25 protein-coding genes and 1 pseudogene are annotated in these 24,604 nt (G+C 70.8%); 20 read left to right on the plus strand and 6 right to left on the minus strand.

Annotated features, from left to right (window positions below):
- Positions 1-7: 7 nt before the first annotated feature.
- The 3 genes from H2037_RS09165 to H2037_RS09175 all read left to right on the plus strand — a co-directional run bounded on the left by H2037_RS09165 (position 8) and on the right by H2037_RS09175 (position 6,478).
- Positions 8-1,015 (plus strand): FecR domain-containing protein, encoded by a 1,008-nt coding sequence (locus tag H2037_RS09165; protein WP_292120606.1) that lies wholly within the window; start codon positions 8-10, stop codon positions 1,013-1,015.
- 64 nt (positions 1,016-1,079) lie between these two features.
- Complete coding sequence (locus H2037_RS09170) at positions 1,080-4,037, plus strand: TonB-dependent receptor (RefSeq protein ID WP_292120609.1); 2,958 nt, start codon at positions 1,080-1,082, stop codon at positions 4,035-4,037.
- Positions 4,037-6,478 (plus strand): prolyl oligopeptidase family serine peptidase, encoded by a 2,442-nt coding sequence (locus H2037_RS09175; RefSeq protein ID WP_292120612.1) that lies wholly within the window; start codon positions 4,037-4,039, stop codon positions 6,476-6,478. Before H2037_RS09170 ends, H2037_RS09175 begins: the two co-directional genes overlap by 1 nt.
- A 24-nt stretch (positions 6,479-6,502) precedes the next feature.
- Here the strand turns inward: H2037_RS09175 and H2037_RS09180 are convergent.
- The 4 genes and pseudogenes from H2037_RS09180 to H2037_RS09195 all read right to left on the minus strand — a co-directional run.
- Positions 6,503-8,149 (minus strand): annotated as a pseudogene (locus H2037_RS09180) (asparagine synthase C-terminal domain-containing protein); the annotation flags it as partial.
- The gene (locus H2037_RS09185) at positions 8,092-8,784 is read right to left on the minus strand and encodes a lasso peptide biosynthesis B2 protein (RefSeq protein ID WP_292120615.1); all 693 of its coding nucleotides are present in this window, start codon (positions 8,782-8,784) and stop codon (positions 8,092-8,094) included. The gene H2037_RS09185 and the pseudogene H2037_RS09180, both read right to left, overlap by 58 nt.
- Positions 8,772-9,089 carry a hypothetical protein gene (locus H2037_RS09190; protein ID WP_292120618.1) on the minus strand — a complete coding sequence of 106 codons (318 nt, stop codon included), beginning with the start codon at positions 9,087-9,089 and terminating at the stop codon, positions 8,772-8,774. Before H2037_RS09190 ends, H2037_RS09185 begins: the two co-directional genes overlap by 13 nt.
- Before the next feature lie 71 nt (positions 9,090-9,160).
- Positions 9,161-9,775, minus strand: coding sequence for a GntR family transcriptional regulator (locus H2037_RS09195; RefSeq protein WP_292120621.1), 615 nt, complete (start codon positions 9,773-9,775; stop codon positions 9,161-9,163).
- Between the two features lie 254 nt (positions 9,776-10,029).
- Between H2037_RS09195 and H2037_RS09200 the strand changes: the two genes are divergently transcribed.
- From H2037_RS09200 to H2037_RS09280, 17 genes are all read left to right on the plus strand, one after another.
- Positions 10,030-10,530, plus strand: a complete 501-nt coding sequence (locus H2037_RS09200; protein WP_292120624.1) for a helix-turn-helix transcriptional regulator — start codon at positions 10,030-10,032, stop codon at positions 10,528-10,530.
- A gap of 60 nt (positions 10,531-10,590) precedes the next feature.
- On the plus strand, positions 10,591-10,851 hold the full coding sequence (locus tag H2037_RS09205; RefSeq protein ID WP_292120627.1) for a helix-turn-helix transcriptional regulator: 261 nt from the start codon (positions 10,591-10,593) through the stop codon (positions 10,849-10,851).
- 76 nt (positions 10,852-10,927) lie between these two features.
- A complete protein-coding gene (locus H2037_RS09210; RefSeq protein ID WP_292120630.1) occupies positions 10,928-11,545 on the plus strand; it encodes a lytic transglycosylase domain-containing protein in 618 nt (205 codons plus the stop codon).
- On the plus strand, positions 11,542-11,841 hold the full coding sequence (locus tag H2037_RS09215) for a TrbC/VirB2 family protein (RefSeq protein ID WP_292023719.1): 300 nt from the start codon (positions 11,542-11,544) through the stop codon (positions 11,839-11,841). The genes H2037_RS09210 and H2037_RS09215 overlap by 4 nt, the downstream gene beginning before the upstream one ends.
- Complete coding sequence (locus H2037_RS09220; RefSeq protein WP_292120633.1) at positions 11,841-12,023, plus strand: hypothetical protein; 183 nt, start codon at positions 11,841-11,843, stop codon at positions 12,021-12,023. Before H2037_RS09215 ends, H2037_RS09220 begins: the two co-directional genes overlap by 1 nt.
- Complete coding sequence (locus H2037_RS09225) at positions 12,016-12,351, plus strand: type IV secretion system protein VirB3 (RefSeq protein WP_292120635.1); 336 nt, start codon at positions 12,016-12,018, stop codon at positions 12,349-12,351. Before H2037_RS09220 ends, H2037_RS09225 begins: the two co-directional genes overlap by 8 nt.
- Positions 12,344-14,719, plus strand: coding sequence for a VirB4 family type IV secretion/conjugal transfer ATPase (locus H2037_RS09230; protein WP_292120638.1), 2,376 nt, complete (start codon positions 12,344-12,346; stop codon positions 14,717-14,719). The genes H2037_RS09225 and H2037_RS09230 overlap by 8 nt, the downstream gene beginning before the upstream one ends.
- On the plus strand, positions 14,716-15,444 hold the full coding sequence (locus H2037_RS09235) for a type IV secretion system protein (protein WP_292120640.1): 729 nt from the start codon (positions 14,716-14,718) through the stop codon (positions 15,442-15,444). The genes H2037_RS09230 and H2037_RS09235 overlap by 4 nt, the downstream gene beginning before the upstream one ends.
- A complete protein-coding gene (locus H2037_RS09240) occupies positions 15,441-15,656 on the plus strand; it encodes a hypothetical protein (protein WP_292120643.1) in 216 nt (71 codons plus the stop codon). Before H2037_RS09235 ends, H2037_RS09240 begins: the two co-directional genes overlap by 4 nt.
- 11 nt (positions 15,657-15,667) lie before the next feature.
- Entirely contained in the window at positions 15,668-16,588 is a 921-nt protein-coding gene (locus H2037_RS09245; RefSeq protein ID WP_292120646.1) for a type IV secretion system protein, read from the plus strand.
- Between the two features lies 1 nt (position 16,589).
- Entirely contained in the window at positions 16,590-16,796 is a 207-nt protein-coding gene (locus tag H2037_RS09250; RefSeq protein ID WP_292120648.1) for a hypothetical protein, read from the plus strand.
- A complete protein-coding gene (locus H2037_RS09255) occupies positions 16,793-17,476 on the plus strand; it encodes a virB8 family protein (RefSeq protein WP_292120651.1) in 684 nt (227 codons plus the stop codon). Before H2037_RS09250 ends, H2037_RS09255 begins: the two co-directional genes overlap by 4 nt.
- A complete protein-coding gene (locus H2037_RS09260; RefSeq protein ID WP_292120653.1) occupies positions 17,473-18,300 on the plus strand; it encodes a TrbG/VirB9 family P-type conjugative transfer protein in 828 nt (275 codons plus the stop codon). Before H2037_RS09255 ends, H2037_RS09260 begins: the two co-directional genes overlap by 4 nt.
- Positions 18,297-19,424, plus strand: a complete 1,128-nt coding sequence (virB10, locus tag H2037_RS09265) for a type IV secretion system protein VirB10 (protein WP_292120655.1) — start codon at positions 18,297-18,299, stop codon at positions 19,422-19,424. The genes H2037_RS09260 and virB10 overlap by 4 nt, the downstream gene beginning before the upstream one ends.
- Positions 19,421-20,431 carry a P-type DNA transfer ATPase VirB11 gene (gene virB11 / locus H2037_RS09270; RefSeq protein ID WP_292120656.1) on the plus strand — a complete coding sequence of 337 codons (1,011 nt, stop codon included), beginning with the start codon at positions 19,421-19,423 and terminating at the stop codon, positions 20,429-20,431. The genes virB10 and virB11 overlap by 4 nt, the downstream gene beginning before the upstream one ends.
- On the plus strand, positions 20,397-22,253 hold the full coding sequence (locus tag H2037_RS09275) for a type IV secretory system conjugative DNA transfer family protein (RefSeq protein WP_292120659.1): 1,857 nt from the start codon (positions 20,397-20,399) through the stop codon (positions 22,251-22,253). Before virB11 ends, H2037_RS09275 begins: the two co-directional genes overlap by 35 nt.
- Positions 22,253-22,897, plus strand: a complete 645-nt coding sequence (locus H2037_RS09280; protein ID WP_287011933.1) for an LPD7 domain-containing protein — start codon at positions 22,253-22,255, stop codon at positions 22,895-22,897. The genes H2037_RS09275 and H2037_RS09280 overlap by 1 nt, the downstream gene beginning before the upstream one ends.
- A gap of 19 nt (positions 22,898-22,916) precedes the next feature.
- Here the strand turns inward: H2037_RS09280 and H2037_RS09285 are convergent, their stop codons facing one another.
- Complete coding sequence (locus H2037_RS09285) at positions 22,917-23,945, minus strand: hypothetical protein (protein WP_292120665.1); 1,029 nt, start codon at positions 23,943-23,945, stop codon at positions 22,917-22,919.
- Entirely contained in the window at positions 23,942-24,463 is a 522-nt protein-coding gene (locus H2037_RS09290) for a MobC family plasmid mobilization relaxosome protein (protein WP_292120668.1), read from the minus strand. The genes H2037_RS09285 and H2037_RS09290 overlap by 4 nt, the downstream gene beginning before the upstream one ends.
- Positions 24,464-24,604 lie beyond the last annotated feature (141 nt).

A 24,604-nucleotide genomic window follows, 5' to 3' on the forward strand; every position in this document is an offset into this window, starting at 1 on the left:
AAGACTGATGACGACCGAGGCTGACGCCGACATCAGACGCAAGGAGACCGCCGACTGGTTAGCGCGGCTCAACCAACGCAAGGTCACGACCGCGGACGTGAAAGCTTTCAGCGCCTGGCGGCGCGACCCCAAGAACGCCGAAAGTTTCGACCGCATGAATGCAATGTGGGAGGCGAGCCGGACGCTCGCCGACCAGCCCGAGATGGCGGCGCTTTCGGTCGAGGCGCGGGCCCGCGCAGCTTCCCGCCGGAAGGGTCGTCCCCGTCTTCTGGGCGTTCTTGCGCCCGTCGGCGCCGTGGGCGCCGTTGTCGCGGCGCTGTCTATGGGCGGGTGGTTGTGGTCGGCGCAGCAGCCGACCCGCTATCTCACCCAGGTCGGCGAACGCCGCGTCGTGCAGCTGGCCGACGGTTCGACGATCACCCTCGACACGGGCTCCCGCATCGAGGTTCGCCTGACGGAGGGCCGTCGGCTGGTCACCCTGGCGGCGGGCCAGGCCCGCTTCGACGTTCGGGGCGACCCCGAGCGCCCCTTCGTCGTCCGGGCCGGCGATACCGAGGTGACGGCCGTAGGCACCCGTTTCGATGTCCGACGCTTCGGGACCGGGGCGCGCGTGGTGCTCGTGGAAGGCCGGGTCGATGTGCAGGAGGGCAAGCAGGCCGATCGCCGCTGGTCGATGCAGCCGGGCCAGCAACTGGTGACCTCCGTCCCCCGGCCGCGGGTCGTCACTACCGATCTTCCCGCCGCGACCAGCTGGGCGACAGGCCGGCTGACCTTCCATGAAACGCCGATCGGCGTCGCCGTGGCCGAGGTGAACCGCTACACGCGCCATCCGATCGAGCTGCGCGCCGGCGACATCTCCGCGATCCGGGTGAGCGGGGTGTTCGACGCCGGCGACGTAGACGGCTTCGTGGCGGCGCTGCGCGACCTCTATCCGCTTACGGCGGAGCGCGCCGAAGACGGCCATGTCGTGCTGTCGGGCGCCCCAAAAGATAATTCGAACCCGGACTTAGGGTAAGGCCTGCGCCCAGTCGTCTCTTCCTGGTCCCGCATCAATGCGGATAAAAAATCGGGGGAGACATATGAGACAGGGCTTCACTTCAACGGCGCTCGCGGCGCTTCTGATGGCGTCGGCGACGCCGGTCTGCGCCCAGCAGATCGAGGCCGCGCGCCGCTTCGACATTCCGGCCGGACCGCTGTCGCGCACCCTGCCCGCCTTCGCGCGCCAGAGCGGCCAGCAGATCCTCTATCCAAGCGCCCTGGTGGCGGACCGGGCCTCGATGGCCCTTTCGGGAGACTATTCCGTCGAGCAGGCCCTCGCCCTGCTGCTGCGCGAGACCGGCCTGACCTATCGTCGCAGCCGACCCAATGTCTTCGTTCTGATCGATCCGTCACAACGCGCCGACCTCGACGAGCCGGAGGCGACCGAATTGGAGGAAGTCGTGGTCACGGGCAGCCTGCTGCGCGGCGTTCTCGACGGCCCCTCCCCGGTCGTGGTCGTCAGCCGCGACCAGATCGACCGCGACGGCCACGCGACCGTCGCCCAGGCCCTGGCCGCTCTGCCGCAGAATTTCGCCGGCACCGCCAATGACGCCACGCTCAGCAACGGCGGCGACCGCAGCGGCACCAACGCCAACTACTCCAACGGGGTGAACCTGCGCGGCCTCGGCAGCGACGCCACCCTCGTCCTGGTCAACGGACGAAGGATCGCCGGCACGGGCTCCAAGGGCGACTTCGCCGACGTGTCATCGATCCCGACAGCCGCCGTCGAGCGCATTGACGTCCTGCTCGACGGAGCCTCGGCCCTCTACGGCGCCGATGCCGTGGGCGGGGTCATCAACGTCGTCCTGCGCGACGACTACGACGGGGCCGAAACGCGGGCCCGCTACGGCACGGCGGCCGACGGCGCCTTCTCCGACGTCCTGTTCGCCCAGACGATCGGACGGCGTTGGTCCACCGGCAGTCTGATGGGCGTCTACGAATACCAGGACCGGGAGGCTCTGGCGGCGTCTGAACGGGACCGCGCCGCCGACGCCGATCTGCGCCGCTTCGGCGGGTCGGACCGCCGCCTGAACTACAGCAACCCCGGCAACATCATGGCGATCGACCCGGTGTCGGGCGCCTATGTGTCCGCCTTCGCCATTCCGGACGGCCAGGACGGGACCAACCTCGCGCCCGGCGACTTCCTGGCCGGCCAGGAGAACCGCACCAATCAGCGGTTCGGCATGAACGTCTTTCCCCGGCAGACCCGTCATATCGCCTATCTGGCGGGTCGGCAGGATCTGGGAGACCGGCTGACCGTCTCCGGCGACGCCCGCTGGGCGCGCCGGGACTACGAGACCCACTCCTCGCCGATTTCGACCCTGCTGACGGTCAACCGCAACAACCCCTTCTTCGAATCCCCGACTGGCGCGAACTCGCACCTGATCGCCTATTCCTTCGCCGGCCAGACGGCCAACCCGGTGCAGTCCGGCGCGGTGGAGACCCTGTCCGCCACCTGGGGCGCCGATCTCGACCTGGGCGGATCGTGGCGTCTGTCCAGCTATCTCGCCTATGGCGCGGAGGAGGCCCGGTTCGGCTCGTCCGGAACGCTGCAGTCCACCTACCTGCGCGAAGCCTTGGGCGCCTTGGCCGACAATCCGGCCACGGGCTACAGCGCGGCGCGGGACGGCTTCCTCAATCCGTTCGGCGCCGGGAACGTCAATCCTCAGGCGGCGCTGGACTTCATCACCGGCGGCTGGACCCACCTCTGGAGCGAGAGCCGGATCACGACAGCGAACGTCATGCTGGACGGCGACCTGATGGAGTTGCCGGGCGGCCCGTTGAAGATCGCCGTCGGCGCATCGCTGCGGCGGGAGAATTTCGACCGCAAGGTGGACAGTTTCACCTCCGGGACCGCACCGGTCCTCGGCGCCCTGAACGAGAGCGAACGCGATGTTTCGGCTATCTATGCGGAAGCTCGTATCCCCCTGTTCGGGGCCGGCAACACCCGCCCGGGTCTGGAACGGCTCGAACTGTCGCTCGCGGCCCGGTTCGAGGACTATGGCGACGTCGGCCAGACCACCAGCCCCAAGATCGGTTTGGTCTGGGAGCCCGTCGACGGCGCCCGCCTGCGCGCCAACTACGGCCGGTCCTTCCGCGCGCCCGCCCTGCGTGAGGTGAACGACGCGGCCACGGCCAGCCCGTCGATCCTCCCGCGCGGTCCAAACCAGATCCTCACGATGATCCTGTATGGCGGCAACCCGGACCTTGAGCCCGAGACCGCCGACACCTGGACGATCGGTGGGGATTTCGAGCCCGCCGCGGTCGAAGGGCTTCGGATCAGCGTCAACGCCTTCCGCACCGACTTCGAGAACCGGATCGGCCAGCCCGCGCTGGAGAACATCCTCACCGCGCTCAGCGACACCACGCTCAGCCCGTTCGTGCGGGTGATCGATCCGGTCAACAACGCCCAGGATCGCGCCGACATGCAGGCGATCCTCGATCTGCCGACCACCAATCTGCGCGATCTGTTTCCGGCCACGGACTACGGCGCCATCGTCGACGCCCGCTACGTCAACACCGCCAGCGTCCAGGTCCAGGGGGCTGACCTGATCGTCGCCTACGCCTTCGAGGTTGGGCCGAACGCCTTCGACCTGTCCTCCAGCCTGACCTGGCTCGAGCGTTTCGACGCCCAGGCCACCCCGACCTCTCCGGTCGTGTCTCAGGTAAATCGGCCGAACTATCCGGTCGGCCTGCGTGGACGCACCCACCTGTCCTGGACACGAGGCCCGCTCACCGTGGGTGGCGCGGTCGATTATGTCTCCGACTACGCCGATCTGTCGGGTCGCCGCATCGGCTCCTGGACCACGGCCGATCTGCAGATGCGCTATGCGCCCGACACGGGCCCGTTCGCCGGCACGGCCTTCGCCCTGACCGTCCAGAACCTCTTCGACCGCGATCCGCCCTTCTATGACGCGCCGGAAGGCGTGGCCTATGACGCGGCGAACTCCGATGTGATCGGCCGCTACGTCTCGCTCCAGCTGACGCGGAGCTGGTGATGCGCCGTACAGTTCTGATGCTCGGCCTCGCGGCCGGGCTCGCTTTCGCCTGCCCGGTCCTCGCCCAGTCCGCCGGACCCTTCACCATCGACGCCCTGCTCCGGCAGGAGAGTTTCGGCGATACGCGGGTCAGCCCGGACGGACGCTGGATCGCGTTGGAGCGGCGTGCGCCCTACGATCAGGCCCCGTCCTATAGACTCTCCAGGGATACCGACCGGGTCCTCAGTTCCGTCCTGATCGTGGACGCCCGCACCGGCGCCGTCGTTCACACGATCCAGGCCCCGGACCGCGCCGCCGGCTATTCGGCCGGGCGGTTCTCGCCCGATGGGCGCCGCTTGCTCGTCTACGAGCTGACACCGCAATCCTGGCGTCTGGGGATCCTGACGCTGGACACCGGCACCGTGCGCTGGACCGATCTGGCCTTGGAGGACCCGCGCCTCGGCCTAACGGCGGTGTGGCGCAATGCCGACGAGCTGCTTCTCGTCGTCCAGCCCGCCGGGCAGTTGCCCGAGATCGCCCGCACCGGCTTCCAGGCCCAGGATCGGATCGCGGCGCTCTGGGCGGCGACGGCTTCCGGCCGATCCGTCGGCGGCACCTTCATCCCGAGCGGTTCGGCCCGCGACACCCGCGCGCATCGCCCGGTTCTGACGCTCGTCCGCCTGAACGTGCACACCGGTGTGCAAACGACACTGGCCGCCGGCGCGATCTTCGATCTGGCCCTGTCGCCCGATCAGAACCGCGTGGCGATCCTGGAGGACCGCGAGGACCTGCAGCCCGATCCAGAGCGGCCTGTTCTGGTCGGCGATCCCATCCGGCGGCGGTTCCTGCGCCTGATCGACATCGACACCGGCGTCGAGCCTCTCCTCGACCGGTCGCTCGACTACGGCCCCTATCTGATGGCGTGGAGCCCGGACAGCCGAAGGCTTTTGGCCTTCGCCCGCGAGGTCGGCTCCACCGGGTTCGAGCAGAGTGGAGCCTATGTGGTCGTCGGCATCGACGGCGCGGTCTCTGCGCTCCAGGGAAGGCCGGCCACGGAGCGCAGTCCCTGGGACGAACCGGTGGCGCTCGGCGGCTGGCGCGGCGACGCGCCGATCCTACGCCTGAGCGACGACGCCGGCGCCGCCCGATGGCGCATCGGCGAGGGTCAGTCGATCCCGGCGCAGCCCGGCGACCGGCTGGTCGAGTGGAACGGCGAGACCCGCGTCGAACGCGGCGACAGACTGGTGTCGCTGTCCGGCGAACCGGACCTCCCCGGGCGGATCGCGGATCTCGGCGAGGCCCGGGACGCCGGCTTCCGCGCCGCCTATGTCAGAGAGCCGACGCCGGGACGAACCCTTGTCGAAGGCGACTGCGTGCGTATCGCGGGCGACCCGGCGCCCCGGTGCGCCGCACCTCTCGGTCCCGACGAGACCCGGATCGTGACCAGCCCCGACGGCGGCTTCGTGGTCGCTCGGCAGGACCGGACCGACGGCACGTCGAGCCTGCGTCTTCACCGGCCCGACGCCGAAGCGACCCTCGCCGAGATCAACGCCGACCGCGCGGCCTTGGCCTGGGGCGACCTCGTCGAGGTGGCTCACACCGGTCCCGCCGGTCAGGCGCTGAAGAGCTGGTTGCTGTTGCCGCCCGGCTTGCCGGACGGCGTGCAGGCGCCGCTCGTCGTCGAGGTCTATCCCGGCAGGGTATCCTCGCGCCCGCCTTCGGCGCTGACCCGCCGCTCCGCCATGCTCCAGAACAATCCGGCGGTCATCGCCGGCGGCGGCTATGCGATCCTCTATGTCAGCCTTCCGAACCCGCCGACCGGCCGTTGGACCGGGCCGGCCCTGGCGAGCCAGATCGACGCCATCGCGGACGCCGCCGGCGCCACCGGTCGGGTTCGGACCGATCGCTACGCCCTGCTCGGTCACAGCTACGGGGCCTTTAATGTGCTCAACGCCGCGCCGCACAGCGATCGGGTCGCCGCAGTCATCGCCTCCAACGGCTACGCGGATCTGGTCAGCGCCTTCGAGCTGCCGCCCTTCTTCCGCTCCGCGCCGGACGAAGGCGTTCCGATCGGTCAGCTGTCGGGCTGGGCTGAAACCGGCCAGGCGGCGATCGGCGCCTTCCCGGCGGAGGCGGCGCGCTATGTGGAGATGAGCCCGCTGTTCTCCGCGGCCAACCTGCGGGCTCCGGCCCTGCTGATCGAGAGCGATCTCGAACGCCCGCGCATGGGCAAGCTGTTCGGCGTCCTCTACCGGCTGAATCGCGAGGCGGCCCTGCTGACCTACTATGGAGAGGGGCATGTGCTCGCCAGCCCCGCCAATCTGCGGGACCTACACGCCCACATCCTTGACTGGCTGGCGCGTTATCTCGGTCCGCCGGCGGGCGATGCGGCTCTCCCAGTGGCGGGCCCAGCCCTCCAGGACGGCGGCCAGCAACGGGGCGTTGGCGCCCTCGCGCCATAGCAGGCGAGCGGGATCGAGATCCGTCTCCAGGGCGGCCCGGTCCAGGACGCCCTGGGCGGCGAGCCGGCCATCCATCAGGAAGCCGGCCAGGACCGGCGCGCTGCCGCGCACGACCTGACCGTAGAAATGGCTCAGGTCGCCCTTGTCCCGCCGCTCGGCGATCAGGGGCGGCAGGCGGTCGGCGAAGGCGCGTCGCGCCAGGCCCCGGTCCCGCTCTTCCAGGGTCAGCCGGTAGGACGGCACGCCGAGGCAGTGTTCGACGACCGGCTGACTCAGGAGGGGATTGAGCAGGGGCGCCTGACGCGCCCGCAGGCAGTCGGTCCAGAACAGCTGGCAGTTCACAAATCGCTCGACCTGGCCGCGCTTGCCAGGCGGCAGCTCCCGCGCGTCGTCCAGCCAGCGGTGCCGCGGCCCCGATCCGGCCACGGGTCGCCCGCGCAAGGCCAGTCGACCGACGGTCCAGGCGGAGTGACGGGTCCAGCGGCCGACCGCCGCGAGATAGGCCGGACTGAGAGCCCGCGGGCCCTCCCCGCGAAGCCGGTCCGCCGCGACCAGGGGATCGGGCGCCTGGAAGAAGACGCTGTCGCCGCCCTGGCCCGTCAGCAGGCCGTCCGCGCCGAGCGTCGCCAGCCGCTCCGCGGCATGTCGGTCGTAGGCCGGGTCTACGCCCTGAAGGGCCGGGCGGAGCCCGGAGGCGAGGGCCATGAAATCCGCCTCCGAGATCGGCTCCACCGGTTTGCGGACCGTCTCCAGGGCGACGCCGTGCAGCGCCGCGGCGGCCTCGGCGTGCCGGCGTTCGTCCCCCTCCGCGTCGTCGCCGTAATAGTTGACGAACACCGCCCGATCGGCGTGACCGGTCGCCTTCAGACTGCCCGCCACGATGGCGGAGTCCAGACCGCCCGACAGCTCCGCGACCACCGTGCGACGGGACCGCATGATCCGGTCGATCGTGCGATCGACCACCCGCACCAGGGCCTCCGGCGTATCGTCGGCGCCGCGATGCACGAAGTCGGCCGGGCGCCACAGATCCTCGTCGGGCAAGGCCTGCCCCGGCCGGCTCCAGGCGCCGGCGCCGACGGGCGTCAGCCCGACCAGCGGCAGGCGGTCGCTCAGCAGCGAGGGCGTGGACAGGACGGCGCCGAGACCGTCCCAGTCGATGGCCAGCGCCTCGGGCAGGACAGCGTCGAGCGCCTGGGGCGGACAGTCCGTGACGAGGATGACAGGCCCCCGCCGCCACCAGACCGCGTCGATCGCCCCCGTCGGATCGCGCACCAGGTTCAGATGACCGGCCTGGTCGCGCCACACCATCAGATAGGCGCCCCAGCCTTCGGCGATCAGACCGGATCCGAGCGCGCGGCCTTCCGGTGAGCGGCCGGCGATGGCCGAGGGATGCGCCCCCTCGCCGCGCCACTCGCCGATCAGGGCATGGGCGCGGTGAACCTGCGCCACCGGCCAGGGAAAGCGCGGGCCCGTGAAGATTCGCAGGCCGAAGCCGTCAAGGCGCTTGGTCCAGCCGGCCCGCAACAGCGCCGCCACGGCGCCCTCGATCTGCGGATCCGGCGCCTCCGCGCCGCTGGCGACGATCAGATAGCCGTGGTCGGCCGTGGCGGCGGTCATCGGACCATGATCGGCGTATAGGCCACGAGCCGCTCCACATCGTCGTTGAGGCATACGTCCCCGACCTGGACCCAGCAGTGGGCGGTGAATGGGCACAGGCGAACGCCGAAGACCCAGTCCGCCCGCAGGCCGTGGCGGCGAAGGAAGCGGATCAACAGCGCCGACCGCACCAGGCATTCCCCCTCGATCGGCAGATAGGGCATCAGCGCCCAGAACCGCCGCCCGGCCTCGATCGCGGCCTCGGCGTCGTCGCGCGGCTCGCCCTCGCCCAGAGTCACGTAGGGCGACAGTCCCGTCCCGCGCCGGGCCGCGCGCACCTCGCTCACGGCGCCGAGCGCCGGGCCGAGGTCGCGCAGCAGGTCGAGGCGTCGCGGCTCATGGATAATGGAGCGGATCGGCCGGGGCGGCGGCGCCGGAAGCGGCGAGGAAGGCTCGGCTCCGATCAACCCCGCCCCGATCAGGGCCTGCACCGCCCCGGTGATTGGAACCCGGCCGCCCTGCGCGAGACGTCGGCACAGCGCCGCGCCATCGGGCAGGCAGTGATATCCGTCGCCGCGCACATCGAGCAGCACCGCGTCCCGACCGACACAGGCATGATGGACCTCTGGCGAGAAATACAGGCGCACGGAGGGGGCGACAGCGTCGCCGCCGTCGCCCCCCGTCGGAGCCGTCGTGTTCAGGCGGTCCAACGCTCGACCGGGATCAGCTCGCGATTGCCGCTGGGCTGGTCCGCCCGCGTCTGCTCCGCGGCGCCGCCGATGCGGGCGACCGAGGGATCGACGTAGGTGTAGACCGGGTTGAGTTCCCGGTTGTGGCCCGGACCGTCTGCACGGGTCTGCTCCACGGCGGAGCCGAGCCCGACGATCTGGGTCGCCGAGGCGTCGTCGTAGAAATAGAGCGGGATCAGCTCCATCTTTTCGACGCCGCCGCCCGCGCGAGTCAGCGCGCTGGCGCAGCCGAGCCCGATAAGGGCCGGCGGGGTCATGGTCTTCATGGCGTAGCCTCCTTGAGCGGGGCCAAACGCCCCGCGTTCTCAGCCAGCGCGCAAATGAGGCTATATTCAAACTATATCTGTCCTATACTTTCGACAGACTGCCTCATGACTGAGACGACAGCCGTCGCCATCGCCGATCTCTCTTGATGATGGAGGTCGACCTCCTGGCGCAGCGCTGTGAACGCCCCCTCCGCGACCTGGCTTTCGACGCCGGCGATCCATCCGGCGTCCATCGGCGCCAGGTCGGCTTCGACGCGGCGGATCGGCCGAAGACGCAGCGTCAGACGCCAGTGGGCTTGCGCCAGGACCGCCCGACCGGGCGCCCGGGCCAGTTCGGTGAAGAAGCGCTCCACGCCGCCCTCGCCCGCCCCCGGGAGCGGTCCCGCCGGCCCGCTCGTCTCGAGAAGGTCGATCGCCCAATGCGCCAGACGCCGGTGCAACTCATACAGATCGGCGATGTCGTCCGCGCCGGGACTGGGCGCATAGTAGCCCCGGCCGGGGCGATGCTCGATCAGCCCCTCCCCGGCCAGCCGGGCCAGGGCCTCTCGCACGGGGGTCTGGGACAGGTCCAGTTCAGCCGCCAGCGCCGTGGCGACGAGCGGCTCTCCCCAGCCGAACCGGCCCGATCCGGCGAAAGCCGCCAGGGCGGTCAGGGCGTCATGATAAGGATCGCGCGACCGCATCATCGCCGACCCGCATCCAGGCCCTCAACATTCAAGCCTCGACGGAGAGGCTGTTGAGACGAGAATTCGACCATGTAATCGCGACCGGCCGCAAAGATTTCGCGTTCGACCCGCATATATTTTGCGTAAATCCACAAGGTTTATGCACCCGTTTGTTTCCCATCTTTCATTTGATGCACGGTTGCTTCATTTTTCAACCAGTAGGGGTGCGGTACGCGCGCGCGTCGCGCTGGTGCGAACGGAGTTGAAGCGACGTCATGGAGAGCGCCGACCGTCAGTCCCAGAGCGAGACCCTTTCCAGCGCCCTGCGGCTGATCCGGGCCCATCGTCGGCTGCGGGCCGCGGACGTGGCCAGGGCGATGAACATGGCGCTGCGGTCCTACGAGCATTTCGAGTCCGGCGGCGGTCGGATCAATGTCGAACGGATCCATCGCTTCGCCGAGGTCACCGACAGCGATCCTCACGCCATCTTCGCGGCGATGGCGCTCGGCTCGCCGGCGTTCGCCTTGCGGTGCGCTGACAACAAACTGGCGACCATCCTCGCGGTCGTCCTGCAGGAGTTCGACGAGGAGGCGGGCGATGCGATCGCCGAGCTGGAGCCGCTGACCATCATCAACACCTTCACCAAGGCCCTGCGCGACTTGGCCGCCCAGTCCGTGCGGCGCGAAAGCGCCGCCGATGCCTGGCTGGAGGAGCGTCGTCACCGTCTGGTCTCGCCCACCCGCGAGGACGACGACTCCGGGAACGGCACACCGTAGATCTCCCGTCGCCGGGCTACGGACTGGCGCGCGGTCCAGCAGTTCGGCCTTGATGGTCGGATGCGCCCCTCCGTCCCCTCTCCTCTGCCGAGATCAGACGCGCTCGACCGGCTGTCGGACCGCCAGCGCCAGTGCCTCGCGCTGGCCGCCCGGGGTCTGACCTCGGCGGCGATCGGCCAAGACATCGGCCTGTCGGCCCGCACCGTCGACGAACATCTGATGGGCGCCTGCCGGGCGCTCGGCGTCCGGACCCGCGTACAGGCCGTGGCGCGACTGGCGGCCGCCCAGCGCCCGCCGGAACCGCGGACCTTCCTACCGTAGACTCCCCACGGGAGGGTCGCGGGTCGCGGCCCTCGGGACTCATCGGTTTTGCTTGGGGCTCACGTTGGAGCCCGCCTTGTTGGACCTCGCCCTGATCCTCAGCCTGTCCCAGGCCTGCGCCCCGCAGGTGGCCCCGGAAACCCTGGCGGCCGTCGCCTATGCGGAAAGCCGCTTCAATCCGAACGCCATAGGGGTCAACCGCGGTCCCCGGCCCGCCCGTCCGCCGCGCGACGCGACCGAGGCGGCCCGTGTGGCGCGGAGCCTTCTGGCCCGGGGCGCGAACCTCGATCTCGGCGTGGCCCAGATCAACAGCGACAATCTCGGATGGCTCGGCCTCTCTGTCGAGGCCGCCTTCGATCCGTGCCGCAACCTCGCCGCGGCCGGGACCGTCCTGCGCGCGGGATACCGTCCCGTCGAGGGCGTCGATCGTCAGACGACGCTGAGGGTCGCCCTCTCCCGCTACAACACCGGCCATCCCGAGCGCGGCTTCCGCAACGGTTACGTTGCCCGGGTCGAGGCCGCCGCCGTGACCCTCGGTCTGCAGGCGCTGCGACCCGTCGAACCCCTCGCTGGCGCTCCACCACCCCAGCCCTCGCCGCCATCGCCGCCCCCGGATTGGGATGTGTTCTCGCGCGCCCGGACGAGCCTCGTCCTGACCTTCACCGCAACCCCGGACAGGGAGATTTCACGATGACCGCCCCCGCGACCGTTCGCAGGCTCGGCGCCGCCGGTGCCATCGCCCTCGCCTCCAGCCTCATCCTGGTTCAGCCGGCCTTCGCCTCGGCCAATGTCGAGGGCCTGTTGCAGAACGTCGTCGACATGCTCACCGGCAATACGGCCCGGCTGCTGGCCGTGCTGGCGGTCGTGGTGGTGGGCATCCTGTGGATGTTCGGCCTGTTCGATCTGCGACGGGCGGCCATCGTGGTGCTCGGCATCGTGGTCGTCTTCGGCGCGGCCGAAATCGTCAACCTGATCACCGGCGGCGCCTGATGGACACCCCGCCCCCCTGGCTGACGATCGGATCGATCACGGCGCTCCTGGCCCTGGGCCTGATGCTCGGCCTGAAGCTGATCTCGCCCAAACGTTTCGCCCAGATCGTCGCCGGCCTGGCCTCCGGCCTCGCCATCGGCCTCGCCCTGTCGCGTCTGCCGGCGGGAGGCGCGCATGGCTGAGGAACGCCTGACCGAGGATCCGTTGTTCCTCGCCTGCACCCGGCCGGCGATGATCCTGGGCGTGCCCATGGAGGCCATGGGCGTTAACGTCATCCTGTCGGGCGTCGTCTTCCTCGTCGGCGGAAGCCTGCTTTATCTGCTGGTCGCCCCGGCCCTGCATCTGGTGTTTCGGGCGATCTGCCGAGCCGACCACAACGCCTTTCGGCTGCTGTTCGTCTATGTCGACACCAAGGGCCGGTCGCGCAACGCGCCGCTCTGGGGCGGCAGCTCGGCGACGCCGCTTTCCCTGATCCGGCGCTATCGGCCGGTGGAGCTGTCTCGTGGCTGAAGGAAGCGTCAGCGCCGCCCGGCTCCGGCGCGAGGCCGACGCCCGGCCGCACCTGCCCTATGCGCGGCATGTCTCGGACGCCGTGGTCGCGCTCGACAGCGGCGCGCTGATGATGGTGTTCCAGATCGAAGGCGCGAGTTTCGAGACCGCCGATGCGCGCGACCTCAATGACTGGCACGTCAAGCTGAACCAGGCCTGGCGCAACCTCGCCGACGACCGCCTGGCGGTCTGGCACCATGTGGTGCGCCGTCCGGTCGAGCTGGAGCGGTCGACGGGGTTCCGCTCGGACTTCGCCGGCGAACTGGGCGGCCTCTACGACGACCGTGTCGCGGGGCGACAGCTCTGGATCAACGAGCTCTTCGTCACCCTCGTCCTGCACCCCGGTCGCGACGCTGGCGATCGGGCCGCCGCGCTGGCCCGTCGGCTGACGGCGGCGCGCCGGGCGAACGCCGAGGTGGAGATCGCCCACATCCAGCGGATCGAGGAGGCGGGGCGCGACCTGGTTCAATACCTCGACCGCTACGCCCCGCGCCGGCTGGGCCTCTATGAGCGGGGCGGCCTGTGGTTCTCCGAGCCGATGGAGGTCATGCGCCTTGTCCTGACAGGCCGGCGATCCTCCGTTCCGATCGTCTTCGGCCACCTCGGCGCGGCCATCTATACCGTGCGGATCATCTTCGGCCGCGAGACCCTGGAGCTTCGGGACGCGGCCGATGCGCGATACGGCGGCGTCCTGGCCGTGAAGGAATACCCGGCGGCGACCCGTCCAGGCCTGTGGGACGACCTGTTGAGCGTCCGCTTCGGCTTCGTCGCCAGCCAGTCCTTCGCCTTCCTGTCCAAGGCCGCCGCCCGCACGGTGATGGAGCGCAAGCAGAACCAGATGGTGTCCGCGCGCGATCGTGCGGCTTCCCAGATCAGCGGCCTGTCCGAGGCGCTCGACGACCTCGTCAGCAACCGCTTTGTCATGGGCGAGCACCAGGCCTCGATCCTCGTCCATGGCGACACCCCCACGGCGCTTGCGGATCATCTGTCCAAGGCCCGCGCCATCCTCGCCGACTCCGGCCTCGTCGTCGCGCGTGAGGATCTCGGTCTGGAAGCGGCCTTCTGGTCCCAGTTTCCCGGGGCCTTTGCCCGCCGCACCCGGCCCGCCGCCATCACCTCGCGCAATTTCGCGGCCTTGGCGCCGTTCCACGCCCATCCCGTCGGCAAGGCCCGGGGCAACCATTGGGGCGACGCCGTTGCGGTGCTGCGCACCACGGCCGGCTCGCCCTTCTGGTTCAACTTCCATGTCGGCGATCTCGGCCACACCTTCATCTGCGGGCCGTCCGGGTCGGGCAAGACGGTGGTGCAGAACTTCATGCTGGCGCAGCTGGAGCGCTTCGGCGCCCAACAGCTGTTCATCGACAAGGACCGCGGCGCCGAGATCTTCGTCCGCGCCTGCGGCGGGACCTATCTCGCCCTGCGCAACGGCGAGCCCACAGGCTTCGCGCCCTTCAAGGCCCTCGAGCCGACCCCGGCCAACCGCGCCTTCCTCGTCCGCCTCGTCCGCGCCCTCGTCGGTCGTCCCAATGAAACCCTGACGGTGCCCCAGGCCCGCGCCATCGATCAGGGCGTGGCCGCGCTTGAAGCCCTGCCGCGCGAGCGGCGATCCATCGCCGCCCTGCGCAGCCTGCTCGGCCAGGGCGACGCCGGCGGCGTGGGCGCCCGGCTGGAGCGCTGGCAAAGGGGCGGCCCCCTCGGCTGGGTGCTCGACAATGACGAGGACGCCCTCAGCCTCGAGGCCCGCTTCGCCGGCTTCGACATCACCCAGGTGCTCGACCACGACGAGGTCCGTACGCCAGCGATGTTGTATCTGTTCCATCGCATCGCCGAGCGCGTCGACGGTCGCCGCCTCGTCCTCGACATCGACGAGTTCTGGAAGGTGCTCGGCGACCCGGCCTTCACGGAACTGGCCCGGGACGGGCTCAAGACCTGGCGCAAGCAGAACGCCCTGATGGTGTTCGGCACCCAGTCGCCGGCCGATGCGCTTCGGTCTCCCATCGCCCACGCCATCCTCGAACAGTGCGCGACCAAGATCTTCCTGCCCAACGCCCACGGCCAGGCGCGCGACTACGTCGACGGCTTCGGCCTCACCCAGGAAGAGTTCCGCCTGGTGCGCGAGGTCCTGACCCCGGAGTCTCACCGTTTCCTGGTCAAGCAGGGCCACGACAGCGTCGTCGTGGAACTGGACCTGAGCGGCATGGACGACGCCCTGTCGGTCCTGTCCGGCCGCACCGAGACCACCGCCCTGCTCGACCGGCTCCGCGCCGAGGTCGGCGACGACTACGCGGCGTGGCGCGATCCCTTTCATGACCAGAGGAGGTTCCTGTGAGAGCCCGTATCCCCTTCGCCGCGGCGGCCGCCGCCCTCGTCTTCGCCTGCGCGCCGACCGTCCAAGCGCAGCAGATCGTCCACGATCCCCGCGCTTTCGCCCAGATGATCGAGGAGGCGCGAACGACCCTCGATCAGCTCAGGGCCCTGCAGGCCCAGGTCGAACAGGGCCAGCAACTGTTCGACAGCCTCAACGACCTGTCCGGCGTTAATGCCCTGGCGCATGAACTGGGCCTGCCGACGGTGCGCAACCCCCTGCCCGACATGCGCTCGCTGCGCGCGGCGGCGAACGGTGATCTGTCCGCGCTCGGGGATCTGGCGGACCGCGCCGACGCCATCCGCCGCGACACCCGGCTCTACACGCCGCCCGCGGGCGAACCAAGTTCGGCGGAAGCCTGGTATCGCGACAGCCTCGAACGCGCCGGCGCGCGGACCGCGCGGGATCTCGCCATCGGCGAGGCCGTCGGCGGCGCGGCGGATCGCCGTCTGCAGGGTCTGGAGACGCTCCGCTCCGCCCTCGACACCGCGCCCAACGCCCGCGCCGTCATGGACCTCGAAGCCCGCCTCGCGGCCGAACAGGCGCTGATCCAGAACGAGCAGGTGCGGCTGCAGGGCCTCGCCTTGACCCAGGCCGCCGAGACGCGTCTTGAGGAACAGCGCGCCCGGGAGCGGGCCGAAGCCGCCCGGGCTGCGCGCATGGACGTCTATCAGCGGGCGTTCCAGTGAAGCGGATCGCCGCCTTGGTGATGCTCGGTCTGGTCGGCTGCGAAGCGCCCGCGCGCACCGCAGAGGACTTCGCCGCCGACCCGCAGGGGGCGGCCCGGGTGGTCGCCGACTGCGACGCCGGCCGGGCCGAGGGCGAATGCGAGGCGGCGCGTCGGGGTCTGGCCGAAGCGCGCCGGGAGGCGCGGATGCGCGCCTATGAGCGGGCCTTCTGAGGAGCCCGACGATGAGCTTTCGCGTCTTCGAGCCCAGCTACGACTTCATCGACGAACGGCTCAACGTCTTCCTCGGCGACCGCCTGTCGTCGGTGATCGCCGAGGTCGAGGGCCCGCTGCGCATCGCCCTGGTCCTCTATGTCGTGCTCTACGGCGTCGCCATCCTGAGGGGCGCGATCAGCGAACCGGTGATGGACTTCGCGGTCCGGTCGCTGAAGCTCGCCTTCCTCTATCTGCTGGCGACCACGGCCGCCTATTCCACCTTCGTCACCGAACCGCTGTTCACCGGCTTGCCCAACGCCCTGACCCGGGCGGTCAGCGGCGCGGACACCCCCAGCGTCGGCGCGGCCTTCGACCAGTTCTTCGCCTATGCGGCCTGGCTGGGCGAGGACATCTCGCGCGACGGCTCCGCCTTCAATCCTGGCCCCTGGGTGGTCTCGGCCGCCGTCTTCATCATCGGGGCCCTGGCCGCCGCCCTCGGCTTCGGCGTGGTGCTGGTGGCCAAGCTGGCTCTGGCCCTGCTCGTCACCCTCGGCCCCATCTTCATCGCCTGCGCCCTGTTCGACGCGACCCGCCGCTTCTTCTTCGGCTGGCTCAGCCAGGCGGTGAACTATCTCGTCCTGTTCGCCCTGATCATCGTCATCTTCCAGCTCGTCCTGTCGCTCGTCCGCGACCAGTGGGGCGCGATCCAGGGGGCCGACCCGATGATCGGCGGGCTGATCTTCATCGCCCTGTGCCTGCTGGGGGCGATCTTCTTCCTGCAGACTCCGGCCATCGCCGCCGGCATCGCGGGCGGCGCCAGCGCCGGCCTCGCCGACTTCGCCAACGCCGCGGCCCTGGGCGGGAGCGGTTCGGGCCGCGCCCAGGGTCCGCAAGAAGCCAGCCGCCAACCGCCCAGGGGCGGCGGCTCCATCCGACCGAGAGGCGCCTGACATGATCTATCGCTCCCTCCTGTTCGCCGGCCTGGTGCTGTTGGGCGGCTGCGCCCACCGGAGCGATCCGGCCCTGCCGACCTGCGACGGCTCCGCCCGGCGACCGGCCAATCCCCACGGCTCGGTGCTCGCGCCCCGGGCCGAACCGCGACCGGCCGAGGCCCCCGTCGATGTCGGCGCCGACGCCAGGACGGGAGGCTGCGCATGAGCGGCGTCCCCTCTTCCGAGCTGAAGCGCTATTTCACCGAGGCGCGGCGCTGGGACCAGGACCGCCTGGCCTCGGCGCTCCGGTCGCGCCGCCTTGCCTGGTCGGCGGCGGCCCTGGCCACGAGTCTCGCGGTGATCGCAACCGGCGCGGTGGCGATGCTGACGCCGCTGAAGTCCACCGAACCCTTCGTCATCCGGGTCGACCGGACGACCGGCGCGGTCGATGTCGTGCGCGGCCTCTCCGCCGAGGACGGGCCGGTGCGCTACGACGAGGCCGTCAGCAAATACTTCCTCGGCCAGTATGTGCGCCAGCGGGAGGGCTACCTCGATCCGGCCGCCGAGGACGCGTTCCGTCTGGTCTCCATTCTGTCGGCGCCGGCCGAACAGCGGCGCTGGGCCGATCTGTTCCGCGGCTCCAATCCCGACAGCCCGCAGAACGTCTATGGCCGCGACGGCGAGGCCGTCATCTCGATCCGCGCCATCGGCTTCATCAACGACGGCGTCGCCAACGTCCGTTTCCACCGCACGGTCCGCCAGGCCCAGCAGACGGTGGAGAGCGACTGGATCGCCACCATCGCCTTCACCTACACCCGCGCGCCGATGTCGGAACCGGACCGGCTGAGGAATCCCCTCGGCTTCCAGGTGACCTCCTACCGCGCCGATCCGGAGGTCATCCGATGAAACGCTCCCTGTCCCTGCTGGCCCTGGTCGCCGGCCTCGCCCTCGCCTCCCCGGTCTCGGCGCAGACGCCTCAGGACCCGCGCATCCGCGAGCTCGCCTATGATCCGGCCGCCGTCTACCGGATCGCCGGGGCCTTCCGCACGGCGACCCAGATCGTCTTCTCGCCGGAGGAGACCATCCGTCACGCCGCGATCGGGGACAGCGTCGCCTGGGAGGTCGCGGCGGAAGGGTCGGTGCTCTTCCTCAAGCCTCGCGAGCGCCATCAGGCGACCAACCTCCTCGTCGTTACCGAACGCGGAGGCGCGGCGCGGCACTACGCCTTCGAACTTGTGGCCCGCGACGCCGGTGACCGCACGGCGATCGCTTATCAGGTCAGATTCCGCTACCCCGCCGATGAACAGGCGCAGGCGGCCCGGGCGCTGGCCGTCCAGGCCGAGGCGGCGGAACAGCGCCTGATCGGCCTGGAACTGGAGCGCGGCGTCGTCGAAGGCGCCCGCAATCTGGCCTGGTCCGCCCAGGGCGACGCCGCCCTGCAGCCGAGCGAGGTCAGCGACAACGGCCGCTTCACCGTGCTGCGCTTTCCCGGCGTCCAGGCTCTGCCGGCCCTGTTCGAGGTCGCGGAGGACGGGTCCGAGCGGCTCGTCCCCTATGACGTGCGCGGCGAGTTCGTGGTCATCCATGGCGTGGTGCGCGGGTTGCGGCTGAGGCGAGGCCGGTCGGTGCTGTGCCTGTTCAACGACGCGCATGACGTCCGCGGCGTCGGCCTGGGCACCGGCACCGCCTCGCCCGCCGTCGATCGCGCGCCGGCGGGGAGCCCGTCATGAGCCATCTCGATCAGATTCCGCCCGCCGACGATCCAACGCCGCCGCCGACGGCGCCCGATCGCGGCGTCTCGCCGATCGCCGGACGGCTCGGCGGACGGCAGGGCAAGGTCATCACCCTGGCGGCCCTCGCCGTCGGATGCGGCGTTTTCCTGCTCGCCAGCTGGGATCGCGGCGACGGCGACGGCGCCGAGCCGAGCCGGCGCGACGAGCCGCCCCGGCAAACCGCGCCGTTCGAGCCCGCCCGCCGCGAAACGCCTCCCTTGCTGGCCGACGCCGCCGTCGATCCGTATGCGCCGACCCTGACCGACGCGGAGGTCGTGCCGCCGCTCGAAGCGAGTCCCCGGGACCCGGCGTCGCCCGCGTCCGGTCCGTCGCCGGCGGATCAGCGGCGCGCCCTGGCCGAAAGCGCCCGGCGCGCGCCGGTGCTGGCCTACAGCAGGCCCGCCGGCAACTCCTCGATCCCGCCGACGGCCGTGGCGCCCTCGCCGACGGCGCCGGGGGCCCCGACCTCGCTCGACCAGTTGCGGCAGGTGACGCCTGTCGGCCAGGCGCGCGCCGGCCGACTGCCGGACCGCAATCTGCTGATCACCGCGGGTACCAGCGTGCCCTGCGTTCTGCAGACCGCCATGGACAGCACCACGCCGGGCTATGTGACCTGCGTGCTGCCGCGCGACGCCTGGTCAGACAACGGCGCCGTGGTGCTCATGGAGCGCGGCACCCGGGTGCTGGGCGAGTATCGCGGCGGCCTGCAACAGGGACGGCGCCGGCTGTTCGTCCTGTGGACCCGGGCGGTGACGCCCACCGGCGTCGCCGTCGCCCTCGCCTCTCCGGCCGCCGACGCGCTCGGACGCTCGGGTTTCGACGGCGTCGTGGACACCCGGTTCTGGGACCGGTTCGGCGGCGCCCTGTTGCTCTCCCTCGTCGATGACGGCGTCTACGCCGCGGCGGGTCAGGGCGACGGCGGCTCGGCAATGGCGCGACTGCCGTCCGACGCGGCCAGCGTAGCCCTGCAGGGCTCCGTCGATATCCCGCCGACCCTTCGCAAGGGCCAGGGGGCCGAAGTCTCGATCTTCGTGGCCCAGGACCTGGATTTCACCGGGGTCTATCAGCTGCGGCCGCGATGACGGACGACACCTCGGTCCTGGATCACTACCTCGCGCCGCTCCGCCCCTTCCTCGAGCCGGCGTCCGTCACCGAGGTCGTCATCAACCGGCCCGGCGAGGTCGGGGTCGAGGCGGAGGGGGCCTGGCGCTGGTCCGATGCGCCGGAGCTGACCGAGGCCTGGCTTCGCACCCTGGCCGTTGCGGCGGCCGCCTACACCCGTCAGGACGTCGGTCCCGAGCAGCCGATCTGTTCGACCACCCTGCCCGGCGACATCCGCTGCCAGATCGTGCTGCCGCCGGTCGCCGCCGACGGAGGCCTGTCCCTGACCCTGCGAAAACCGTCGCGACGGCGGATGGGTCTGAAGGAGTTCGCAGCGGCCGGCCTGTTCGACCAGGTCGCCGACGCCCAGGCGGAGGCCGCGGACCCCGCCGACGCCGAACTGGTGCGGCTGCGCCAGGCGGGGGACTGGCCGGGCTTTCTGACCCTCGCGGTCGCGGCCCGACGCAATATCCTGATCTCGGGCGCGACCGGATCAGGCAAGACCACCCTGGCCAAGGGGCTGATCGAGCTGATCCCGGATCACGAGCGACTGCTGACCATCGAGGACACCCGCGAGTTCGTGGTGCCGCACCGCAATGTCGTTCACCTCGTCTACTCCAAGGACGGACAGGGTCTGGCGAAGATCGGCCCCAAGGAGCTTCTGGAAAGCGCCCTGCGCATGCGGCCGGACCGCATCCTGCTGCAGGAACTGCGCGACGGCACGGCCTTCTTCTACCTGCGCAATGTCAACTCGGGCCACCCCGGCTCGATCACCACCGTGCATGCGGATTCCGCCGCCCTGGCCTTCGAACAGCTCACCCTGCTGGTGCGGGAGTCCGAGGGCGGACGGGACCTGCCCCGCGAGGACATCCGCGCCCTGCTCCATCTGCTTGTCGATGTGGTCGTGCAGATGAAGAAGGTCGATGGCCGTTTCCAGATGACGGAGGTCTGGCATGACCCGGTTCGCAAGCGCCAGCCCGGCGGCTAGGGCGGCGCTGGCCGCCGCCGCGGCGCTCCTCGTCCTCGGCCTGGTCTCGATCGGCGCCATGATGGTCGCCCTGATCGGCCTGGGCCGATTCTCGGGCGATATCGACCCCGGCCGGGTCCCGGCCTGGTTTCTGTATTACCGGCACGATCCCGAGGTCCGCCGCTGGCTGGCGATCGGATCGGCGTCGAGTGGCCTCGTCTGTCTCGTCCTGTCCGCGGCCGCCCTGCTGAACCGCCGCCGGCCGCTGCACGGCGCGGCCCGCTGGGCCTCCGCCTCCGAACAGCACCGCGCCGGCCTGCGTGCGCGCCAAGGGGTCATTCTCGGTCGGGCCGGAAGTCGCCTCCTCGTCGCCGATGGTCCGGATCACGTCATCCTCTATGCGCCGACCCGCACCGGCAAGGGCGTCGGCGTCGTCATTCCGAACCTGCTGGCATGGCCGGGCTCGGTGGTTGTCCTCGACATCAAGCGCGAGAATTTTGAGGCCACGGCCGGCTATCGCGCCGAGGCCGGCCAGCGCGTCCTGCTGTTCGATCCCCTGGCGAAGGACGGGCGCACGGCCCGGTTCAATCCGCTCGGCCACATCGACCGGGACGATCCCGTCGCCGTGCTGGACGAACTGCAGCGCATGTCGGTCATGCTGTTCACCGGCAGCGATCACGCCGACCCGTTCTGGTCGGAGGCCGCCCGCACCGGCTTCATCGGCGTCGGCGCCGTCGTGGCCGAAACGCCCGACCGCCCCTTCACGCTCGGGGAGATCTATCGCCAGCTGACCCAGGGCGACCCCCGGCTCCGGTTCCCGGCGCTGATCGAGGACCGCCGGCGACAAGGCCGTCCGCTGTCGGCCGGCTGTGTCTCGGCGCTCACCGATTTCTGCGCCTCGAGCGAAAATACCTTCGCTTCCGTGCGTCAGTCGATCACCAGCCGGATGGGCCTGTGGCTCAACCCCGCCGTCGACGCCGCCACCAGCGCCAGCGACTTCGATCTCAGGACGGTCCGCGAGGGCGACCTGTCGCTCTATCTCGGCGCCTCGCCGGACAATCTGCTGCGCGTCGCGCCCCTCTACGCCCTGCTGTTCCAGCAACTTGTCGATCTCAACAGCCGTGCGCTGCCTGGTCGGGCGGATCGGCCGGTCCTCGTCCTGCTCGATGAGTTCGCCCGCTTGGGACGCGCCCCGGTGCTGGCGCACGCCTTCGCCTGGGTCGCCGGCTACGGCCTGAGACTGCTGCCGGTTATCCAGAGTCCGTCGCAGCTGCGCGGCCTGTATGGCGCGGACGTCACCGAAGAGATCTTGACCAACTGCGGTATCGAGATCGTCTTCGCGCCCAAAGAGCTCAAGGTCGCCCAGGACCTCAGCGAACGGCTCGGCTATTACACCTACAGCGCCCGCAGCCGCAGCCGGCCCAGCGGTCTCGCGCAAGGCCGCCGCAGCCATACGGACTCCGACCAGCGTCGCGCGCTGATGCTGCCGCAGGAGCTGATGCAACTGCCGGGCGACGCCCTGCTGGTTCTCAAGGCAGGCCTGCCCCCCGTCCGCGGCCGCAAGATCCGCTACTACCGCGAGCGGGTCTTCACCGCCCGTCTCAGACCCGCGCCGACCGTTCCGCCCGCCGCCGGCCCGCCAATCCGGCCCCTCCTCGTCCCGCCGCTCCCGGAGACCGACACGGACATGGATTTCGACAGCCTCGCCGCCCAGCTGGCCGCCGAGGGCCTCGTCCCGCCGCCTGCCGACGCCTCGGAAGCTCAGTTCGGGGACTGGATCGACCGCATGATCGACACGGCCGTCCCGTCGCGGTCGGCCCTTGAGGAGGCGCATGACCGCTGATGGCGACCCCAAACAAGCGCCCCGCGCCGTCCAACCGCGTCGCACCTGACGGCGAAGCCGGCGCGCGCCGGGCGCGGTCCCTGGACAAGGGCGATGTCCCTCCCGCGCTGCTGGATCGCTATCTCGTCGAGCGGGACCGGCAGGGCCGCGCCGAGCGCTTCTATCGCGATCATCGCGCCAGGGAGCCGATGTTCCAGGACCGTGGCCGATCCCTTGTGGCCCGCCAGGCCTATCCCGACGCCGTGGCGGACATGCTCAGGATCGCCCGGCACCGGGGTTGGTCGGCCGTCCGCGTCGCCGGCGATGAAGCCTTCCGACGCGAGGTCTGGGTCCAGGGCCAGGCGCTCGGCCTTGAGGTCAAAGGCCACCGCCCCACGGAGCGGGACCGGGCCGCGGCCACGCCGCCCGAGCGCACAGCGACCAGCGCCCTGCCGCCGGACCGCGAGGGATCGCCGGACCGCAAGCCCTCGTCCCGCACCGTCGGGGCCCGACTGGCCATGGCCGCCCAGGTCGTCCGCGCCGTGGTGGCCGACCCCGAGATTCAGGCGCGGCTGATCGCCCGCGCCTGGACGCGCGCCGCGCCCCATCTGGCGCGAACCCGGGATTCGGACGACCGGCGATCCAGGGCAGGCCGCGAGCGCTAGTCCCGTTTCTGCGCCTGATCTAGCGGGCGCGTCCACGGGTCGGGGGGCCGCTGTCCTGTTCGTACAGAGTCCGGTCGCGCGCGGCTTCAATCCGCCGCCTCAGCAGATCTTCCCGGGTCTCCGCCAGCGGCAGGGTTCGGACGAACCGCTCGATAGCCGCACCGAAGCGCCGATCTTCGGGGTCGCCGGATTTCTGCAGAGCGACGGCCTCGGCCACGAAGGCCCGACGAACGGCAAGTTGGCGCGACCGGATCGCCTGGCGCCACGGCGGCGGAACACCCGAGCCCTCCACGGCCTCGCGCCAGGCCGAGGCCAGGACGCGGGGCATGTCCGCCTGGCCGGCCGTGAACCGGTCCCGCAGTTTCCGGATCGCGATCGGATCGGCCTTGCGGACCACGCCGCGCGCGCGACGGGGCGTGGCCTCGGCCTCCACGCCGCGGTCCCGCAATGTCCTGGCGAACTCCTGGCGCCAGGCCTGCAGATCGGCCTTGCGCGGGTTCAGCCGTTCGCCGTCGCGGCCCAGCATCCGCACGGTGAGATGGACGTGGGGATGGCGGCCCTCGTCATGGAGCGCGAAAACATAGGGGAAGCGGCCGCCGAAGGTCGCGGCGGCGAACGCCCGCGCCGCGTCGTGCAGCCGATGCGGCTCGGTCCCGGCCGGCATGCTCAGAACCACGGACAGCGAGACCGGCGAGTCCTTCCGACGGCCCGGCTCCATCGCCAGCTCGGCCGCCCAGTCCTCGGCCAGCGCCCGGACCGCGTCCCGTCCCGCCAGCCGTTCGCCGTCCTCCCCTTCCAGCACCAGGGCGCCGTTGCGCGAGATATAGTCGAGATGGCGGCCGAGATGTCCGCCGTCGCGCGTGCGCCCGGTGATCTTGACCATGACCTCCGGGGCGCCGCGGACCACCCGCATCAGCTGGCCGCGCGCGCCGCCCGAGGGCGCCGACGATGGCTTCCCAAGCACCGCCGGGGTCAGCCGCGCGCGCCGGACATCGACCGGCGGCCGCAGCGCCTCCTCGAACCCGACCGGGATCCTGAGGTCGCTCAAGGCTCCGCCGCCCAATAGGCGAGATTGCCCTCGAAGGCCTCGCGCAGGCCGAGGACGTGGCCGCGGATCTCGTCGGCGAAGGCGGCCAGCTGCGCGGTCTCAAGGTCGAGAACCTTGCCCTCCATCACCGCCGTGTTCAGCGCGCGGGCGATCTGGTTGACGTTGACGCCGATGCGCCTGAGCTCGCGCTGAACCTCGATCAGGGCGAGCGCCTCGGGTCGGGTGAAATGAGGCGCCTCATGCAGACGCCGGCGGATCAGGGCGACGCACCACTGGGTTCTCGACAACCCCAGGCCGGCGGCCTCGGCTTCGAGCAGGGCGAGATCGTCCGACCCGAGCCGCACGGTCAGCTTGCCGGTCCCGCCTCCCGGCGACGCGGGCAGCGCCGCGGGCAAGGCGGCCTGGGCGGCGGTCTCCATCAGGCTGCGCAGGAACCGCGAGCGGCCGCCGCGACCGGCCGCGGCGGCGTCGAAACGGCGGGCCAGATCGGGCGGGAGACGAAGGGTGAGGCGATCCATCGGTCGAGGGGTCTGTCAGACATTGCCGGCGCAAAGCCTATCCTGCCCTAGACCGTCACCCCCCTCGCCCCGTAGGCCTCCGGTGCTGCACGTCCTCCCCTCGGCGACCGCTGCACGGCCGCTCGCCCGCCGTCCTGTCGG

The sequence above is a fragment of the Brevundimonas sp. genome (genome assembly GCF_013912065.1).
Classification (GTDB): Bacteria; Pseudomonadota; Alphaproteobacteria; order Caulobacterales; family Caulobacteraceae; genus Brevundimonas.

Coding starts and splice junctions, on each gene's coding strand:
- virB10 (WP_292120655.1), top strand. CDS start 18,297: ATGAGCCATCTCGATCAGATTCCGCCCGCCGACGATCCAACGCCGCCG.
- H2037_RS09170 (WP_292120609.1), top strand. CDS start 1,080: ATGAGACAGGGCTTCACTTCAACGGCGCTCGCGGCGCTTCTGATGGCG.
- H2037_RS09225 (WP_292120635.1), top strand. CDS start 12,016: ATGGCTGAGGAACGCCTGACCGAGGATCCGTTGTTCCTCGCCTGCACC.
- H2037_RS09255 (WP_292120651.1), top strand. CDS start 16,793: ATGAGCGGCGTCCCCTCTTCCGAGCTGAAGCGCTATTTCACCGAGGCG.
- H2037_RS09220 (WP_292120633.1), top strand. CDS start 11,841: ATGGACACCCCGCCCCCCTGGCTGACGATCGGATCGATCACGGCGCTC.
- H2037_RS09215 (WP_292023719.1), top strand. CDS start 11,542: ATGACCGCCCCCGCGACCGTTCGCAGGCTCGGCGCCGCCGGTGCCATC.
- H2037_RS09165 (WP_292120606.1), top strand. CDS start 8: ATGACGACCGAGGCTGACGCCGACATCAGACGCAAGGAGACCGCCGAC.
- H2037_RS09275 (WP_292120659.1), top strand. CDS start 20,397: ATGACCCGGTTCGCAAGCGCCAGCCCGGCGGCTAGGGCGGCGCTGGCC.
- H2037_RS09190 (WP_292120618.1), bottom strand. CDS start 9,089: ATGAAGACCATGACCCCGCCGGCCCTTATCGGGCTCGGCTGCGCCAGC.
- virB11 (WP_292120656.1), top strand. CDS start 19,421: ATGACGGACGACACCTCGGTCCTGGATCACTACCTCGCGCCGCTCCGC.
- H2037_RS09200 (WP_292120624.1), top strand. CDS start 10,030: ATGGAGAGCGCCGACCGTCAGTCCCAGAGCGAGACCCTTTCCAGCGCC.
- H2037_RS09245 (WP_292120646.1), top strand. CDS start 15,668: ATGAGCTTTCGCGTCTTCGAGCCCAGCTACGACTTCATCGACGAACGG.
- H2037_RS09175 (WP_292120612.1), top strand. CDS start 4,037: ATGCGCCGTACAGTTCTGATGCTCGGCCTCGCGGCCGGGCTCGCTTTC.
- H2037_RS09260 (WP_292120653.1), top strand. CDS start 17,473: ATGAAACGCTCCCTGTCCCTGCTGGCCCTGGTCGCCGGCCTCGCCCTC.
- H2037_RS09195 (WP_292120621.1), bottom strand. CDS start 9,775: ATGATGCGGTCGCGCGATCCTTATCATGACGCCCTGACCGCCCTGGCG.
- H2037_RS09250 (WP_292120648.1), top strand. CDS start 16,590: ATGATCTATCGCTCCCTCCTGTTCGCCGGCCTGGTGCTGTTGGGCGGC.
- H2037_RS09280 (WP_287011933.1), top strand. CDS start 22,253: ATGGCGACCCCAAACAAGCGCCCCGCGCCGTCCAACCGCGTCGCACCT.
- H2037_RS09205 (WP_292120627.1), top strand. CDS start 10,591: ATGCGCCCCTCCGTCCCCTCTCCTCTGCCGAGATCAGACGCGCTCGAC.
- H2037_RS09290 (WP_292120668.1), bottom strand. CDS start 24,463: ATGGATCGCCTCACCCTTCGTCTCCCGCCCGATCTGGCCCGCCGTTTC.